The 17861-nt window shown below is 67.8% G+C and carries 16 protein-coding genes and 2 tRNA genes; 17 read left to right on the top strand and 1 reads right to left on the bottom strand.

From position 1 onward, the window contains the following. Window position 1: 1 nt before the first annotated feature. The 4 genes from folP (at window position 2) to typA (ending at window position 5083) form a co-directional block, all read left to right on the top strand. The gene (folP, locus tag B5G02_RS05965; protein WP_094335559.1) at window positions 2–1726 is read left to right on the top strand and encodes a dihydropteroate synthase; all 1725 of its coding nucleotides are present in this window, start codon (window positions 2–4) and stop codon (window positions 1724–1726) included. 54 nt (window positions 1727–1780) lie between these two features. Beyond that, window positions 1781–2395, top strand: coding sequence for a J domain-containing protein (locus B5G02_RS05960; protein ID WP_094335558.1), 615 nt, complete (start codon window positions 1781–1783; stop codon window positions 2393–2395). Between the two features lie 137 nt (window positions 2396–2532). Further along, the gene (locus B5G02_RS05955) at window positions 2533–3015 is read left to right on the top strand and encodes a hypothetical protein (protein WP_094335557.1); all 483 of its coding nucleotides are present in this window, start codon (window positions 2533–2535) and stop codon (window positions 3013–3015) included. Between the two features lie 229 nt (window positions 3016–3244). Then, window positions 3245–5083 (top strand): translational GTPase TypA, encoded by a 1839-nt coding sequence (gene typA / locus B5G02_RS05950; protein ID WP_019239444.1) that lies wholly within the window; start codon window positions 3245–3247, stop codon window positions 5081–5083. 130 nt (window positions 5084–5213) lie between these two features. Here the strand turns inward: typA and B5G02_RS05945 are convergent, their stop codons facing one another. Beyond that, window positions 5214–6116 (bottom strand): trimeric intracellular cation channel family protein, encoded by a 903-nt coding sequence (locus B5G02_RS05945; protein WP_019239443.1) that lies wholly within the window; start codon window positions 6114–6116, stop codon window positions 5214–5216. Window positions 6117–6252: 136 nt separating this feature from the next. On the opposite strand from B5G02_RS05945, the gene B5G02_RS05940 reads away from it, so the two are divergent. The 13 genes from B5G02_RS05940 to B5G02_RS05880 all read left to right on the top strand — a co-directional run bounded on the left by B5G02_RS05940 (window position 6253) and on the right by B5G02_RS05880 (window position 17813). Then, window positions 6253–6343 (top strand) — tRNA-Ser (locus B5G02_RS05940). 51 nt (window positions 6344–6394) lie between these two features. Beyond that, window positions 6395–6487, top strand: a tRNA-Ser gene (locus tag B5G02_RS05935). 468 nt (window positions 6488–6955) lie between these two features. Then, a complete protein-coding gene (gene rpsF / locus B5G02_RS05930; RefSeq protein ID WP_094335556.1) occupies window positions 6956–7249 on the top strand; it encodes a 30S ribosomal protein S6 in 294 nt (97 codons plus the stop codon). A gap of 81 nt (window positions 7250–7330) precedes the next feature. Beyond that, window positions 7331–7795: a single-stranded DNA-binding protein gene (locus B5G02_RS05925; protein WP_019239441.1), complete on the top strand. Its 465-nt coding sequence runs from the start codon at window positions 7331–7333 to the stop codon at window positions 7793–7795. 64 nt (window positions 7796–7859) lie between these two features. Beyond that, on the top strand, window positions 7860–8126 hold the full coding sequence (gene rpsR, locus B5G02_RS05920; protein WP_019239440.1) for a 30S ribosomal protein S18: 267 nt from the start codon (window positions 7860–7862) through the stop codon (window positions 8124–8126). 45 nt (window positions 8127–8171) lie between these two features. After that, window positions 8172–9164, top strand: coding sequence for a DUF2232 domain-containing protein (locus B5G02_RS05915; protein WP_241146179.1), 993 nt, complete (start codon window positions 8172–8174; stop codon window positions 9162–9164). A gap of 39 nt (window positions 9165–9203) precedes the next feature. Beyond that, entirely contained in the window at window positions 9204–9764 is a 561-nt protein-coding gene (gene rplI, locus B5G02_RS05910; protein ID WP_019239438.1) for a 50S ribosomal protein L9, read from the top strand. Between the two features lie 670 nt (window positions 9765–10434). Further along, entirely contained in the window at window positions 10435–11820 is a 1386-nt protein-coding gene (gene dnaB / locus B5G02_RS05905; RefSeq protein ID WP_019239436.1) for a replicative DNA helicase, read from the top strand. Window positions 11821–12028: 208 nt separating this feature from the next. Beyond that, entirely contained in the window at window positions 12029–13315 is a 1287-nt protein-coding gene (locus B5G02_RS05900) for an adenylosuccinate synthase (RefSeq protein WP_094335554.1), read from the top strand. Between the two features lie 54 nt (window positions 13316–13369). Further along, complete coding sequence (locus B5G02_RS05895; RefSeq protein ID WP_094335553.1) at window positions 13370–14287, top strand: DegV family protein; 918 nt, start codon at window positions 13370–13372, stop codon at window positions 14285–14287. A 63-nt stretch (window positions 14288–14350) separates the two neighbouring features. Continuing rightward, window positions 14351–15655 carry a phosphoribosylamine--glycine ligase gene (gene purD, locus B5G02_RS05890; RefSeq protein WP_094335552.1) on the top strand — a complete coding sequence of 435 codons (1305 nt, stop codon included), beginning with the start codon at window positions 14351–14353 and terminating at the stop codon, window positions 15653–15655. 24 nt (window positions 15656–15679) lie between these two features. Then, window positions 15680–17080 carry a Mur ligase family protein gene (locus B5G02_RS05885; RefSeq protein WP_094335551.1) on the top strand — a complete coding sequence of 467 codons (1401 nt, stop codon included), beginning with the start codon at window positions 15680–15682 and terminating at the stop codon, window positions 17078–17080. Beyond that, window positions 17070–17813, top strand: a complete 744-nt coding sequence (locus B5G02_RS05880; RefSeq protein WP_094335550.1) for a glutamine amidotransferase — start codon at window positions 17070–17072, stop codon at window positions 17811–17813. Before B5G02_RS05885 ends, B5G02_RS05880 begins: the two co-directional genes overlap by 11 nt. The last annotated feature ends 48 nt before the right edge of the window (window positions 17814–17861 follow it).

Below are 17861 nucleotides of genomic sequence, written 5' to 3'. Positions count from 1 at the left end.
CATGGCTCAAGACATCAAGGCATGGAGCTGCGGAAAGTACACCCTCACGTTCGATCGCCCGCGCATTATGGGCGTGCTCAACGTCACCCCCGACTCGTTCAGCGACGGTGGTGAGCACTTCGATGCCGATGCGGCGATCGCCCATGGCGTGGCGATGCTCGATGCCGGTGCCGACATCATCGACGTGGGCGGCGAGTCGACGCGCCCCGGGTTCCATCCGGTCGATGCGGACGAGGAGGCGCGCCGCGTCCTGCCCGTCGTGCGGGCGCTCGCGCAGAAGGGCGCGATTGTGTCCATCGACACGCGCCACGTGGAGGTCGCGAAGGCGGCCGTGCGCGTGGGCGCGTCGATCGTGAACGACGTGACGGGCTTCACCGACCCCAAGATGGTCGATTTCGTGCAGTCGAGCACCTGCGGCGTCATCATCGTGCATGCGGGCGAGGTGTCCGACCAGCCCACGCATGCGCGCACGGCGGTGCAGCTCGACACCTCCGCCGCGGCCTACATGGCGGAGCGCGCCCGCGAGGCCGAGGAGGAGGCCGCCGCGGCGAAGAGCGGCAGGGGTCAGAAGCGCTCGCGCACGCGCCTGCTGGGCACGCCGAAGCTCTCGAGCGGGTACACGCAGCAGCAGCTTCCGTTCGCCGATGCCTTCGCGGCGGCGCCCGCGCACGATGGCGCCGAGGCCGAAGGGGAGGCGCCCGCCGCCCCGGACGCGCTGGAGGCGGCCGAGGGCGCCGCGGGCGGCGCCTCGCCGATCATGACCGACGAGCTCGCCGCCATGATGAACCGCGCGTCTCGCCAGGCGCAGGCGTACGTGAGCACCTCGCAGCTGCGCCGGTTCACCCTGCCGGACTCCGCGCCCATCATGCGCCACATCATGGGCTTCCTGTCCGACCAGGCGCGCGCCCTCATGCGCGCGGGCGTGGCGCGCGAGCGCATCTGCATCGACCCGGGCGCCGGCTTCGGCAAGTCGACGAACGAGGACATCATCATCCAGCGCGAGACGGTCAAGATGGCCTCGCTCGGCTACCCGCTGCTGTGCGCGGTCTCGCGCAAGCGCTTCGTGGGCGCGATCTCGGGCGTCGAGGAGGCGGCCGACCGCGACGCCGCGACGTTCGGCGTGTGCCTGGGCGCCATCGAGAACGGCGCGAACATCGTCCGCGTGCACAACGTCGCGGGGTTCGCGCAGTTCCTCAACGGCTTCTGGGCGGTGGCGCGCCCCAACCCGCGCCGCGCCTTCGTGGCGCTCGGCTCCAACAAGGGGCAGCGCCTGGACAACATCCGCGCCGCCCGCGACCTCATCGCCGAGATCCCGCTCACCTGCGTCTCGAACTGCTCGCGCATCTACGAGAGCGAGCCGGCCTACGAGACACGGCAGGCGCCCTTCGCGAACGCGGTCATCGAGATCAAGACCGAGCTCGCGCCGACGGTGCTGCTCGACAAGCTGCTCGAGGTCGAGGACAAGCTGGGGAGGAACCGCACGCGCAGCGCCCGACGCAACGGGCCGCGCGTCATCGATTGCGACCTGCTCTGGATGGACGGCGAGACGCATGGCGGCGATAAGCTGCGCCTACCGCATCCCAAGCTCGGCGAGCGCGACTTCGTGCTCGTGCCGCTCGAGGACCTCATGCATGATCCGGCGCGCTTCTTCCGCTACGAGGGCGTGCCCGTGCTCGATACCGAGGAGCGCGTGGGCCATGTGGTCGGCGAGCTCGGCTCCATGTAGCGCGGCGCGCGTGGAACGGGTTTCGGTGAGGCGCTGCGCGGGCGAGGGACGCGCATGACGCGGGACGAGGCGCTGAGCGTGCTGGGCGTGGAGCCCGGCGCGTCGCGCGAGGAGATAGCCGCCGCGCACCGCGAGCTCGCGCAGATGCTCCATCCCGACAAGTTCGGCGAGAACAAGCGCCTCCGCGCCCGCGCCGAGCAGCAGATGAAGCGCATCAACGAGGCGCGCGACGTGCTGCTGAACGGTGCGGGCAGGGGCTCGGCCGCTCGCGCCGGGGCTCACGGGCGCACGGCGGGCGCGGCGTCCGCCCGGGGCGCGGGCGCTCCGGGGAGCTCGCCGGAGGCCATCCGGTTCGAGGCGGAGGCCCGGGCGCGCGCGGCCGAGACGGCGCGGCTCGCAGTGGTCGCGCAGCTGCGGACGCTCGTCGAGCGCCGGCGCGCCATGGCGGGCATGGCGGCCGTCGCCGCGGCGGCGACGCTGCTGTTCTCCCGCGCGCGCGGGACGCTGGGCGTGCTCGTCGTCTCCGTGGCGTCCATGCTCACGGTGTGGGGCATCGTGGACGCGGTCATGCTGTCCGGCCAGGTGTCGGTGCTGCGGAGGCGCAACGCGGAGCTCGTGCGCCTGCGCGATGCGGCGCGCCGCGTGGCGCAGGAGGCCGCGCGGCTCTAGGGCGGGCCCCGGCGTCACGGCAGCCCGGCGCGACGCCGGGGCCTGGCAGCTCGCCGGCGCTGTGGCCGCCGCGATTCGCCGTTTCAAGGCCGTTTCGATATACTCGCTTCAGACGAAGGCGATGGGGGCGATTGACGATGCCGAGGGATTCTCACGATGCACGGGACGCGGCCACGGGGGCGGTCTCGCCCGAACTCGACGCGATGGTCTGCGATGTGATCGGTTACATGCTCGACGAGCTCGCGGAGGGGCGCGACCCCGGCGTGCTCGCGTGCGCCGAGGACGCCGGCCAGGGGCGCATCGAGGCGGCGTTCGCCGAGGACGGCATGGATGCCTGCCTCGAGGCGGCGCAGGCGCTCATCAAGGAGAACGCGCGCGGCAACCGCGACGAGGGGCTCGGGCGCATCGAGCGCTACGCCGTCGCGTACGCGGGCGTCGTCCGCCTGGAGAGCTGCTACCAGGATGCCGTGCTCGTGAGCTTCTATGAGCGCGGCCTCACGGACGAGGAGGGCGCCCCGGTGGGCTATTCGGCCTATGTGGCCTATGAGAACGCCGGCGCCGGCGATGAATTTGTATGGAGCGACCCCGCGCCCGCGGGAGAAGAGCCGCCGTTCATCTAGAAATCGTTTACAATTTCTAACGTTTGCGCTAGGAGACGCCGCGAGTTCGGTGCCCTGTCGTTCATCAGCCCAAAGGCTTCTCGCCGCGCATTCCGTTTGCATCATGTACGAGCATGTCGGTTCGGGAACCGCCTCGCCTGCGCGCTCCATTCGCTGCGCTCACCAGTCGCGCGCAGGCGAGGCGGTTCCCGAACCGGCTTCCAGATAGAACGAGGCAAGGAGCTGCACTATGCGCGTCGAGAATCTGAGAAACATCGCCATCATCGCCCACGTCGACCACGGCAAGACCACGCTCGTGGACAAGCTGCTGCGCGCGACGGACGCCTTCCGCGCGAACCAGCAGGTCGAGGACCGCGTGCTGGACTCCAACGACCAGGAGCGCGAGCGTGGCATCACCATCCTCGCCAAGAACTGCTCGATCGAGTACAAGGGCGTCAAGATTAACATCATCGACACCCCCGGCCACGCCGACTTCGGCGGCGAGGTGGAGCGCGTGCTCAAGATGGCCGACGGGGCGCTGCTGCTCGTGGACGCCTTCGAGGGCCCCATGCCGCAGACGCGCTTCGTGCTGCGCCACGCCATCGACACCGGCCTCAAGATCATGATCGTGCTCAACAAGATCGACCGCCCGGGCGCCGACCCCGACCGCGCCTACAACGACTGCCTCGACCTTATGGCCGACCTCGGCGCCACCGACGAGCAGCTCGACTTCGCCATGGAGCACGTGGTGTACGCGAGCGCGGTGAACGGCTACGCGCGCCTCGACCCGGCGGCCGACGGCGACGACATGTACCCGCTGCTCGACATGATCATCCACGAGATGCCCGCGCCCGAGGTCGACGAGACCGCGCCGCTCGCCATGCAGTGCATGACCATCGACCACTCGAGCTACGTGGGTCGCATCGGCATCGGCCGCGTGTTCTCGGGCACCATCCACGACGGCGACCAGATCCTCGTGGTGAAGAACGACGGTTCGAGCTCCACCGCCACGGTGAAGCAGCTCTACACCTTCGACTACCTCGGCCGCACCGAGTGCACCGAGGTGCAGGCGGGCGACATCGCCGCCGTGGTGGGCATCGACCGCACGGACATCGGCGACGTGTACACCGACCCGGAGCACCCCGTGCACCTCGATCCCATCGAGATCGACCCGCCCACGCTCTCCGTCGTGTTCGAGGCCTCGACCTCGCCGCTCGTCGGCCGCGACGGCGACATCGTGGGCGCGCGCCAGCTCAAGGAGCGCCTGGAGCGCGAGGGCGAGAACAACGTGACCATGCGCATCGAGGAGCTCGAGGACAAGAGCGGCGTGGAGGTTTCCGGCCGCGGCATCCTGCACCTCTCCGTGCTCATGGAGACCATGCGCCGCGAGGGCTACGAGTTCCAGGTGGGCCGCCCGCGCGTGCTCATCAAGACCGACGAGCACGGCAACAAGCTCGAGCCCGTCGAGCAGGCCGTGGTGGAGTGCCCGGATGAGTACTCCGGCAAGGTCATCGAGGTCTTCGGCAACGCTGGCGGCACCATGGTGAGCATGCACGCGGGCAGCACCGTCACGCACCTGGAGTTCCGCATCCCCACGCGCGGCGTCATGGGCCTCAAGAACCGCATCCTGAACGTCTCCCACGGCGAGGCCGTGTTCTACCACACGTTCCTGGAGTACGGCCCCTATGCGGGCGAGCTCGGCGGTCGCAACAACGGCGCCATGATCTCCATGACCACCGAGAAGGCCGTGGCCTACGCGCTCGGCACGCTGCAGGAGCGCGGCCAGCTCTTCGTGGAGCCGGGCACCGAGTGCTATGAGGGCATGATCGTGGGCGAGCGCAGCAAGCCGGGCGACATGGTGGTGAACGTGGCGCGCACGAAGAACCTGGGCAACCAGCGCTCCTCCACCGCCGACATCGCCGTGCAGCTCACGCCGCCGCGCACATTCACGCTCGAGGAGGCGCTCGAGTACATCACCGACGACGAGCTCGTCGAGGTCACGCCGAAGAACATCCGCCTGCGCAAGCGCATCCTGAACGCGACCGACCGCAAGAAGGCGGCCGTGCGCGCGGGCCTCGTGAAAAAGTAGGACACGGGAACAGAGGCGGCGCGGCCGGCGCGCTGCCGTATGCGATAGGGGATGGGCGCTCCACGGGGCGCTCGTCCCTTTTTTTGTTGAGCTGAGGCTGGGCTCGAGCGCGGGCAGGTCTCGCGGGCGGCTACACGTCGATGCGGCGCTGGGCGCGCTTGCGGCGGCTGCGGGCGATGCGGGAGAGCGCCTCGCTGCGGCGCTCCTGCTCGCGGCGCTCCTCGATGTCGGCGAGGGTGCGCTCGCGCCGCTCGGCGAGCGCGTCGGGCGAGCGGCCCGTGCTGCCGCGCCGTGCGGGGGCGCCTCCGCCCTCGGCCGAGCGCCGGCGCCGCGGCACCACGCGGGCGAGGTTGACCTCGGTGGGGGTCTGGATGTTGTAGTGGAGCGACGCCCAGCGCAGCACCATGGCGACGGCGGTGCCGGCCACAAGGGCGATCATGCTGTTCACGCCGAGCGCCTCGACGAGCAGGATGTAGGCGCCGGCGCCGGCGATGGCGCAGATGGCGTAGAAGTTGCTGCGTTGGAAGATGCCTGGGGTCTCCGCGAGGCAGATGTCGCGGAGCATCCCGCCGCCGACGGCCGTGAAGAAGCCCATCATGATGCAGACCGTGGGCTCGAAACCGTAGGCGTGCGCCTTGTCCGCGCCCAGCACGGCGTAGAGGCCCACGGCGAAGATGTCGAGCACCGCGATGAGGCGGTTCTGGTTCTCGATGATCATGGGGAAGACGAACACCACCGTCGCGGCGATGAGCGCGACGGGGATGGCGAGCGGCTGCTTCAGGATGTAGACGTCGCCCACCTGCAGGATGATGTCGCGCAGCAGGCCGCCGCCGAGGCCCACGAGCAGGGCGAGCCACAGCGCGCCCACGTAATCGAGCTTGTGCTGGCGCGCCGAGAGCACGCCCGTGGTCGCGGATACCACGACGACGAACATCTCGATGCCGATGGGGATGGTCGCCGGCTGGGCGAGCGAGCCGCCCGCGCTGGAGGCGGCGGCGATGACGGGGAGCTGTGTGGCGAGCGCTTCGGGCATCTGCGATCCTTTCCAGGGGCGGTGCGGGGCACCGCGCACCAGTATGACAGGGGCCGCGCCATCGCTGCCACATGTGCACATAAAATAGACGTTTGCAATATGGGGGAGATACGGTACAATTTCGTGTGCTAACAACGGAGAGTTGTCCGAGTGGCCGAAGGAGCACGATTGGAAATCGTGTAGGCGTCAAAAGCGTCTCCAGGGTTCAAATCCCTGACTCTCCGCCAGTTGCTTTCCCCGGCGCGCCCTCACCCTGGGCGCGCCGATGCACCCCATGCGGAGGGGTGGCAGAGTGGTTGAATGCGGCGGTCTCGAAAACCGTTTATCCGGTAACCCCGGGTACGAGGGTTCGAATCCCTCCTCCTCCGCCAGCAGATCGTGAAGCCCGTTGCCCGTGCGGCAGCGGGCTTTTTTGCATTTCGGGCGGCTTGCGGCGCCGCGCGCGGGGAGGCGTGCGGCGCGAGCTCGTGGAATCGGCGTGGTGATTTCGCCTGGGTGGTTCTCACTGGTATGGCCGCCTGCACGCGATGGGCGGCCTGCCAGCTGGGCGGATGCGCGCGTGCCAGATCGGAGACAAGGTTTCTGCCAGGTTCGTGCAAGGTTCGCCGGGAAATCTGTCGGGTCGGCATGAGATGCTTGCGGTGCATGGAAGGGACGCGGGGGAGCCGCTCCCGCCTGGCGCATCTTGCAGGCGTGACCTGCGGGGATTTGTGAAACTCATGAGGTGGTAGCTGCGCCTCCTTGAGATTCGCCGGGCAAGCGGCTATAGTAGCTGAGTCCTTTCCTGCTTCGGGCGCACCTTCACGACCCGAAGCCGTTTGTCCAGAGGAGGTGACCACATGAAGGCCTATGAACTGCTGTTCTTCGTCAACCCTTCCCTCGACCCCGAGACCCGTCTCGCGGTGATGAAGCGCATCGACACCACGATCGCCGAGGCGAACGGCAAGGTTGACAACGTTGAGGAGTGGGGTAAGCGCAAGCTCGCTTACGAGATCAACAACCTCACCGAAGGTGACTACACCCTCATCAACTTCCATGCAGATCCCGCGTCGATCGCCGAGCTCGATCGCGTTCTCCGCATCACCGATGCGGTGGAGCGCCACATGATCGTCCGTCGTGACGACAAGGAGTAGATCCGTATGGAAGGGGCGCGCCACCATGCGGACGGCCTGGCCGCCGCGCGCGTCCCGAAACATGAGAGGTAGTGAGCACGTATGAGCATCAACCGAGTGAATATCTCCGGCAACCTCACCCGAGACCCGGAACTGCGCATGACGAGCGGCGGCACGCAGGTGCTCTCGTTCGGCGTGGCGGTGAACGACCGTCGCCGCAACCCGCAGACCGGCGAATGGGAGGATTACCCCAACTTCGTGGACTGCACCATGTTCGGCGCGCGCGCGGAGGCGGTGAGCCGCTACCTCAGCAAGGGATCCAAGGTCGCCATCGAGGGCAAGCTGCGCTACAGCTCGTGGGAGCGCGACGGCCAGCGTCGCAGCAAGCTCGAGGTCATCGTCGATGAGATCGAGTTCATGAGCCGCTCCAACCAGGGTGACGGCGGGTATGCCCACGCGCCCCAGCAGGCTTCCCATGGCTACGCGCCGCAGCCCCAGCCCCGACCCCAGGCTCCCGTCCAGACCCCGCCGGCAGCGGATTTCTTCGATCAGGATATCCCGTTCTAGGCGGGCTGGCTTGCACGAACGCACGGAGGCGTGAGCCCCCGTGTCACACGAAAGGTATTTTGACATGGCTAATGATTACTCAGCACGTCAGCCGCGTCGTAAGTACTGCCAGTTCTGCAAGGAGAACACCGAGTACATCGATTACAAGGATACTCAGCTTCTCCGTAAGTACATGACCGACCGCGGCAAGATCAAGCCGCGTCGCGTCACTGGCGCTTGCACGCAACACCAGCATGACATCGCGAACGCCATCAAGCGCGCTCGCGAGATGGCGCTTCTGCCGTATGCGGTTCCCGTGGTTTCCTCCCGCGGCGGCCGCAACCGCGACTAGCAGCCGGCTCTTCGCTTCATGATGACACCCGGCGAGCGACATGACGTGACGGGAACCGACCTGGTTCCGGCCGCCACCCGCCCCGACGGTTCCCGCTCGGGACTGCTCTGGTACGTGGGCGTGGCCGCTTCCGTCGCCATCATGGCGCGCTACCCCATGCTCGGGCTTCCGTGCCTGGCGATGGGGCTGCGGACGCAGGCGGAGCGCTTCGGGCTCAAGGGCTTCGGATGCTCCATCGGCATCGCGTGCGGCGTGCTCGCCGCCTGGTGCCTCGCGTTCGGGCTCGAGAGCATGGTGTACGCCGCCACCCTCACGGGGGTGTGCATCGCCGTTTCCGGCCTCATGTGGAAGCGGCGGGCGAGCGTCCTCGCCATCTCGCTCGTGGTTGTGGCCTGCGCCGCCGTGTCGATGGGAATCGACGCGGTGTCGCTTGCCCGCGCGGGCTACGGGCTCGCCGAGGCGATGTGCGCGATGCTCGCGGAAGCGGCGCGCGCATATACGGGAGGCGGGATCGAGGCCGAGCTCACGCTCACGGCCCTCGAGCCCGTGTTCGAGAGCATCTGGCCGATCGTCTACGTCACCACGGCGCTCGTGAACGTCGGGGCGGCGGGCTTGGGCTCGATGCTGGGCGGCATCTCGCCCGTGCGGCCGGGATCGCGCCCGTCCCCTGCGGATGCGCGCGGGCACATCCCGCAGCCCTCCTCGTTCGACGCGCCCCTGTGGGCGGTGGGGCTCCTCGTCCTCGCGGTGCTCGGCATCGCGGCGTCGACGCTCTCGTTCCCCTCTGCGGGGATCGTCCGGACGGCCTCGTGGACGCTGCTCCTGAGCGTGAGGTACATCTTCACGATCCAGGGGCTCGCCGTCGTCCTCGCGCTTCTCGCGCGCTGGCGCACCGGGTGCTTCCTGCGCGTGGTCGTCATCATGTTCGCGATCTCGCTCGAGACGATGTTCGTCTTGAGCATCATCGGCCTCGTCGACGTGTGGGCCAATTTCCGCAAGCTACCGCGGGATGGCGCGCACGCAGGGACCCAAGCGTAAATGTGCGCCGCTCCGGCGGCGTGTAGGTTAGGAGATCTCATGAAAGTCATTCTTCTTGGTGAGATCAAGGGCAAGGGTGGCGAGGGCGACATCGTCGATGTCGCTCAGGGCTATGCCGAGAACTACCTCTTCCCGAAGAAGCTCGCCGTTGCGGCGACGAAGGGCGAGCTGAAGCAGCTCGAGCAGCGCCGCAACAACATCGCGAAGCGCGAGGAGAAGCGCCTCGCCGATGCCAACGCGCTCAAGGCGGCGCTCGATGGCCAGCAGGTCACCGTCGACGTCAAGGTGGGCGACGAGGGCATCCTGTTCGGCTCGGTGACCGCCGCCATGGTCGCCGACGCCATCAAGGCCCAGCTCGGCATCGACATCGACCGCAAGCGCGTGGAGCTCGGCAAGCCCATCAAGGTTGCCGGCGCCCACACCGTGCCCGTCTCGCTGTACCGCGACATCCGCGCTGAGGTTGTCGTGCTCGTCGGCGTGACCGCGGAGGAGGCGGCCGAGGAGGCTGCTGAGGAGATCGTCGAGGAGGCCGCCGAGGCGGTTGCCGCCGAGGAGATCATCGAGGAAGTCGTCGAGGAGGCCGTCGAGGCCGCTGAGTAGCGCTTCCGCCCATCTCATCGCATTGAGTGAAGGCCCGTGCCCTCGGGGGTGCGGGCCTTCTTCATGTAAAAATACCCCAGGGGTAATTTGACGTGTAAAAATACCCCTGGGGTGTTTTTACATCTGCCGGGGGCGTGGGGGAGAGCGATGCGCGGCGCGCGAGGCGGTGCAAAGTTAAAGCTCATCTTGAAAGTTATGCTTGACAAATCGAGTGCTGAAGAAATCCACAGGTAGCATGTGGAGTACGTGAAAAACCGTCCCCGTCGGGCGCGCCAAAGCCGTCGCGATGAGCTCCCTGAGCGCATGATGCATAGCCCCGTTTTCCTGCGCAATGAATAAGATAGGAGCAAATACCTGCGGTTTCACGAAATGCACAAATCTATATATCAAGAATACTGGTAAAAGAATCATGCAAAATGAATAGTACCAGTTAAGGCGTGGTGGTGTGGAAAACGAGTACCAGCGGCGGCTTCACATTGTGGAAAGTGTGGAAAACTCCCGTTTACGCAGAAGCGCGGCGCGCGGTTATGAACAGGCGCCTGTGGAAAGAAATTGACCTGCTGCGACCCCTAATCTGGGCATCCTCCGCACGTGGATGCACTAAGATGATGCTCCCAGAGCAAAGTCCCCGCATCCGGCCGGGGCAGGTCGGCGAATGAAAGGAACGCGCGTGACGCCGAACGATTTCGTCCCCGAAGCCATCGATCGCGGTGCGCGCCAGGGCCTTCCCAATAACTCCGAGGCGGAGGCGAACGTCCTCTCCGCCATGCTCCTGTCGCCCGACGTGGTGGACGACGCCATCTCCGAGCTCCGCATCGACGACTTCTATCGTCCCGCGCACCGCGAGCTCTTCAACGTGATGGTCTCCATGAACGAGCGCGGCATCCCCATCGACTCCATCTCGGTGGTGGACCACCTCGCGTCCGAGAACAAGCTCGCCGCCGTGGGCGGGGAGGCCTACATCCTGGAGCTCGTGGGCAACACGATCCCCCTGGCGAACTGGGAGCACCATGCCGAGATCGTCCGGCGCGACTCCCTGCTGCGCGAGCTCATCAAGGCCTCCGACCAGATCAGCCGGCTCGCCTACGACGCCCCGCTCGACGCGAAGGAAGCGGTCGAGCAGGCCGAGGGGCTCATCCTCAAGATCACCGACCGCGAGGTCTCGAACGCCTACCGCACGCTCACCGACTTCATGATCGAGGCCTACGACGAGGCGGCTGAGGTCGCGGCGGCCGGTGGCCAGGCGCACGGCGTCGCCACGGGCTACCCGAGCCTCGACCGCCTGCTGCTCGGCCTGCGCGAGGGCCAGCTCGTCATCCTGGGCGCGCGCCCGGCGGTCGGTAAGACCTCCTTCGCGCTCAACCTCGCGCTCAACGCCGCGGCCGACGGCTACACGGTGGGCTTCTTCTCGCTCGAGATGTCGGGCAAGGAAATCGCCCAGCGCCTCATCTGCGCGCATGCCATGGTTTCCATCTCCGATTTCCGCACCGGCCGCATCGAGCCGGCGCAGTGGGCGAACATCACCGAGGCCACCCAGGAGCTCGCCAAGCTCGACATCCTCATCGACGACACCCCCGGCACCACGGTGACGGAGATTCGCGCGAAGGCGCGCCGCATGCTCCACAACAAGGAGAAGTCGCTCATCATCCTGGACTACCTGCAGCTCGTGAGCCCGCCGGCCGGCCGCCGCGCCGAGAACCGCTCCGTCGAGGTGTCGGAGATGAGCCGCGCCCTCAAGATCTTGGCGAAGGAGCTCGGCGTGCCGGTCATCGCGCTCTCGCAGCTCAGCCGTGCCGTGGAGAGCCGTACCGGCAAGCGCCCGCAGCTCTCCGACCTGCGCGAATCGGGCTCGATTGAGCAGGACGCCGACATCGTGCTCTTCCTCGACCGCTCCTCCGACGAGCAGGAGGCCTCGCGCGACGACCGGCCGGATCTGGGCGTGACGCGCGTGATCGTGGCGAAGAACCGCTCCGGCCCGGTGGGCGACGTGGACCTGGCCTTCGTGCCCGCGTCGACGAAGTTCTACGAGCTCGACGGGATCCACGGGGAAGGGTAGCGCACCGGCAGGGCGTTCCGCGGATCGCCTGCGCGACGCCCGCCGCCCGCCGGCTATGGCAGCCGCCCCGTCACCCGCTGTGTATCATTCGCGATCGGGCCGTGGCCGTCGCGCGATGCGGATATAATGGAACCTGTTGTGTTGTGCGCCCGGTGCGCCGGGTACGGGGAGCTCATCTGGGAGCCTCCCTGCGTGTGAGGAGTAGTTCATGGGCTCGACAGTGCTGGTGGGAACCCAGTGGGGCGACGAGGGCAAGGGCAAGATCTGCGACCTGATCGCCCGCGACTTCGATTGCGTCGTGCGCTACCAGGGCGGTAACAACGCCGGCCATACCATCGTGGTGGGCGACCGCACCTACGGCCTGCATCAGGTGCCCTCGGGCATCATGTACCCGGAGTGCATCTCGGTCATCGGCAACGGCTGCGTGGTGAACCCGAAGGTCCTGCTCGAAGAGATCGACACGTTCGAGGCGGACGGCATCTCCACGGCCAATCTCAAGGTGTCCGGCAACGCGCACATCATCATGCCGTACCACATGGACCTGGACGGCGCCTTCGAGCAGCTGCTCGGCGACCACAACATCGGCACCACGAAGCGCGGTATCGGCCCCTGCTACCAGGACAAGATGGCGCGCATCGGCCTGCGCATGCAGGACATGCTCGACGAGGGCGTGTTCCGCGAGAAGCTCGCCCGCGCGCTCGACCGCGTGAACCCGCAGCTCGAGAAGGTCTTCGGCATGCCCACCTACACCGTGGAGCAGATCTGCGCCGAGTACCTCCCCATGGCGGAGCGCCTGCGCCCCTACATCTGCGAGAGCTCGCGCATGCTCAACGACCTCATCGACGAGGGCAAGTCCATCCTGTTCGAGGGCGCGCAGGCCACGCTCCTCGACATCGACCACGGCACGTACCCCTACGTCACGTCCTCCAACTGCACCGCCGGTGGCGCCGTGACCGGCTCCGGCGTGGGCATGAAGCACATCGACCGCGTGCTGGGCATCATGAAGGCCTACATCACGCGCGTGGGGTCCGGCCCCATGCCCACGGAGCTCGACTACACCCAGGGCCCGGGCAAGGAGCTCACCGAGGGCGGCCACGAGTACGGCGTCACGACCGGGCGTCGCCGCCGCTGCGGCTGGTTCGACGGCCCCATCGCCAACTACGCCGCGCGCGTGAACGGCCTCACGCACATCGCGCTCACCAAGCTCGACGTGCTCTCAGCGTTCGACACCATCCCCGTGTGCGTGGCCTACGACTGCGACGGCGAGCGCTACACCACCGTGCCCGAGCACGAGCGCGCGTTCGCGAGCGCCGTGCCCGTGTACGAGGAGCTGCCGGGCTGGAAGTGCGACATCTCCGCGTGCCGCACGTTCGAGGAGCTGCCGAAGAACGCCCAGGACTACGTGGCGCGGCTCGAGGAGCTCGCCCACACGCCCATCGCGTTCGTCTCGGTTGGCCCCGACCGCGAGCAGACCATCAACCGCTCGTGGCGCTAAGCGGGCGCCGCGCCCCGCACGCCGCGTGAAGGATACGCGTTCCAAGGAGTGAGCATGAGCAAGTTCGCCATCGTGTTGGATAGCGCCGCCGACCTCCCGGCGCGCCTCGTGGAGAAGTACGACCTGCACGTCGTGCCGCTCCACGTGACGTTCGGGACGACGGAGTACTCCGACGGCGTGGACATCCAGATCGGCGAGTTCCTGGACCGGCTCGAGACCGTCTCGGAGCTGCCCATCACCTCGCAGCCCGCGCCGGCCGACTTCATCAACGTCTACAACGCGCTCGCCGACGAGGGCTACACCGAGATCCTCTCGATCCACCTCTCCGCGGCGCTCTCCGGGACCTACGAGTGCGCGCGCACCGTGGCCGCCGCGGTGGCCGAGGAGCGCGGCATCCGCATCGAGGCGATCGATTCGCGCTCGGCGACGGTGGGGCAGGGCGCGATGGTGCTCGAGGCCGCGTGCATCGCGCAGGCCGGCGGCACCATGGACGAGGCCATCGAGCGCGTGAAGAACATCCGCCGCACGCACAAGATCTACTTCATCCCCGATTCGCTCACCAACCTCGTGAAGGGCGGCCGCGCGAGCAAGTTCCAGGGGCTCGCGACCTCCGTGCTCAACCTGAAGATCGTCGTGTCGCTCACCGAGACGGGCGCCATCGAGGTGCTCCACAAGGCGAAGGGCATGAAGAACGCCGTGAACTACATCGTGAAGCTCATGGCGGAGCGCACGCGCGAGGTCGGCCCCTCGGTGTACTACAAGCTGCACACCAAGGCGTACAAGGCGCTCGAGTACATGGACCGCGCGCTCGAGAAGGTCGACGCACCGGTGCGCTTCCTCACGGTGGCGACGATCGGCCCCACGATCGCGACGCACGTGGGCCTGCATGCCGTGGGGCTCTTCACCTACCCCGAGGAGTACCACAACCCCGAGCTCGACGACATCGCCGAGTACCTGACCCCGGAATTCTGATGCATGAGGACGGGCACCCCACGAAGCGGTGCCCGTTTCTGTTGCGCTCGCTAAGGAGGAGCCATGACCGATACCACCCAGACCATCGACATCCTGCTGTTGGGGAGCGGCGGCCGTGAGCACGCGCTCGCGATGAAGCTCGCCGAGTCGCCGCGCTGCGGGACGCTCTACATCGCGCCGGGCAACGGCGGCACCGCCCAGGTGGGCGAGAACGTGGCGATCGCCGAGGACGACCCGCAGGCCGTGGCGGACTTCGCGCGCGGCGCGGGCGTGGGCCTCGTGGTCGTGGGGCCGGAGGCACCGCTCGTGGCGGGCGTCGCCGACGCGGTGCGCGCGGCGGGCATCCCCTGCTTCGGCCCGGGCGCCGCGGGCGCGCAGATGGAGGGCTCGAAGAAGTTCTCCAAGGAGCTCATGGAGCGCGCGGGCATCCCCACGGCGGCATACGGCTCGTTCACCGACGAGGAGGCCGCGCTCGCGTACGTGCGCGCGCAGGGGGCGCCCATCGTCGTGAAGGCCGACGGCCTCGCGGCGGGCAAGGGCGTCATCGTGGCGGAGACCCTCGAGGAGGCCGAGGAGGCGGTGCGCGAGTGCTTCTCGGGCGCGTTCGGCGCGGCCGGCTCGACGGTGGTCGTGGAGGAGTGCCTCACCGGCCCGGAGTGCTCGCTGCTGGCGTTCACCGACGGCAAGACCGTGCGCCCCATGGCGACGGCGCAGGACCACAAGCGCGCGCTCGAGGGCGATATGGGCCCCAACACGGGCGGCATGGGTGTCTACAGCCCCGTGCCCATCGTGACCGACGACGAGCTCGCGGCGATGAAGCAGGTCATGGCCGATGCCGTGGCCGAGCTCGCGGCCGAGGGCATCGACTACCGCGGCTGCCTGTACGGCGGCTTCATGCTCACGCCGGAGGGGCCGAAGGTGCTCGAGTTCAACGCGCGCTTCGGCGACCCGGAGACGCAGGTCATCCTGCCGCGGCTTGAGAACGACCTCGTGGACGTCATGCTCGCGTGCGCGGAGCAGCGCCTGGACGAGGTCGAGCTCGCGTGGCGCGACGCGTGGGCGGTGGCCGTGGTGCTCACGAGCGCCGGCTACCCGGGCAGCTACGAGAAGGGCAAGGTCATCACCGGCATCGAGGACGCCGAAGCCATGGACGGCGTGACCGTCTACCATGCGGGCACGGCGGTGCGCGAGGACGGCGAGCTCGTGACGAGCGGCGGCCGCGTGCTCGCGGTGACGGCGTTGGGCGAGACGTTCGAGGCCGCCCGCGACCTGGCCTACGCGGCGTGCGAGAAGATCGACTTCGAGGGTAAGACGCTCCGCCACGACATCGGCCTGCGCGCGCTGCGCGGCCGCGAGGCCTGGGCGTAGCCAGGCATTGGAAAGGATGTGCGCATGAGCCGAATGCGCTTCTACCCGGCCCTGTGGGCCTCGAAGGCCGCCGCGCTCGCGCTGAAGGTCGCGGGCCGCACCGGCGGCCAGCTCCCGGGCGTGGTGGCCCATGCCATCGACCCGATGTTCCTCGACGATATCGAGAAGCCTGAGCGCGTGGTCTTCCTGTCCGGCACGAACGGCAAGACCACCACGACGAACGTGCTCTCGGATATCCTGCTCGACAACGGCATCCAGCACGTGTCGAACCGCTCGGGCGCGAACATCGTGAACGGCGTCGAGACCACGCTGCTCAAGAACGCCACGCTCACCGGCAAGCAGCGCGTCCCGTTCGCGGTCATGGAACTCGACGAGGTGTCGTACCGCACGGTCATGCCGTACGTGACGCCGGACATCTCGGTGGTGACGAACCTCTACGGCGACACGTTCACGCGCAGCGCCGACCCGGCCTACGTCTTCGACATCATGACGAAGTACACCCCGGCCTCGTCCAAGCTCGTGCTCAACGCCGACGACCTCATCAGCTGCCGCATCGCACCGCAGGCAAACGACCGCGTCTATTTCTCGATCGCCCACCTGCCGGAGGACACGCCGGGGCCGCAGGGGATCGTCTGCGACCTCACGGCCTGCCCCGAGTGCGGCGGCAAGCTCGAGTACGACTGGTGCCACCTGCGCCACCTGGGCCACGCGCGCTGCACGCGCTGCGGCTTCACGAACCCCGAGGCCGACTACGTGGTGACGGCCATCGACCACGAGGCGAAGACGTTCACCGTGCAGGAGCGCCGCGCGGAGGGCGCGCCGGAGTACCGCTACCCCTTCAGCCTGTACTCCGTCGCGAACATCTACAACCTGCTCACCGTCGTCGTGACGGCCCGCGAGCTGGGGCTCTCGCCCGAGCAGATCGCGGCGTCGCTCGGCCGCGTGAGCCTGCCCTCGGAGCGCTTCGTGGAGCGCACGGCGGGCGGCAAGCGCATCGTGACCATCGCGGCGAAGGGCGAGAACGCGACGGCGAACTCCGTGGCGTTCGATACGATTCGCAAGGAGCCGGGCACCAAGGCGGTGTTCATCGTCATCTCGGATGCGCACATGGCCGAGGTTCCCGAGGACACGGAGTACACCGGCTGGTACTGGCAGGCGGACTTCGAGTACCTCAACGACCCGGACATCAAGCAGATCGTGCTCTACGGCTGTACGGCGGACGACATCAAGCTCCGCCTGCTCATGGCCGGCATCGACCCGGGCATCATCGAGATCGTGGACGATGCCTCGAAGATCGCCGACGCCATCGACATCGAACATGTGGACGGCGCGTACATCGCGCACTGCGTGACCGATGTCGAGATCGCGCATGAGACGGCGGACAAGCTGATCGACCGGATCCAGGAGGTGCGCGATGCGCGATAACACGGCGATCGAGATCCTGTTTCCGGAATACGGCAACCAGGGCGGCGACAACGGCAACGCGATGATCCTGCGCGAGAGCCTACCCGAGGCGACGTTCATCGAGACGTCCTACGGCGATATGCCGTACTTCGTGGACCATGAGCCGTCGCTCATCATGATGAACAGCATGCCCGAGATGCAGCAGGAAAACGCCATCAAGGCGCTCATGCCGCACAGGGCGCGCCTTCAGGAGCTCGTCGACGCGGGCACGCCTGTGCTCTTCACGGGCATCGCGGGCGAGGTGCTCGCGCGCTCCATCGCGAACCCCGACGGCTCGGTCGTCGAGGGGCTGGGCATCCTCGACGCGACGGTGGAGCGCCGGGAGCCGCAGCGCTTCCGCGACGTGAACCTCGGCGTGTTCGATCCCGGCGACGGCAGCGCGCCCATCGAGCTCGTGGGCTACAAGATCCAGTTCACGCAGGTGCGCGGCGACAACAGCCGGGACTATTTCTGCAAGAACGAGGTCGGGTTCGGCCTGAACGAGGGCACGAAGCTCGAGGGCTTCCGCATGAAGAACCTCATGGTCACGTGGATGCTCGGGCCCCTGCTTCCGCTCAACCCGGATTTCACGGCGTGGTTGCTGCGCCTCGTGACCGGCGAGGAGGTGCGCCCGGCCTTCGAGGAGGCGTCGCGTGCGTCCTACGAGCGCCGGCTCACGGAGTTCCGCATCCCCGGCGTCGGCATGCACGTGTAGGGGCCGCCGGCGCGCCGTGCGGGTTGCACTGGGCGAGATCGAGGGTCG

This window comes from [Collinsella] massiliensis, from assembly GCF_002161605.1.
Classification (GTDB): domain Bacteria; phylum Actinomycetota; class Coriobacteriia; order Coriobacteriales; family Coriobacteriaceae; genus Enorma.
This window is presented reverse-complemented; position numbering and strand designations above follow the sequence as displayed.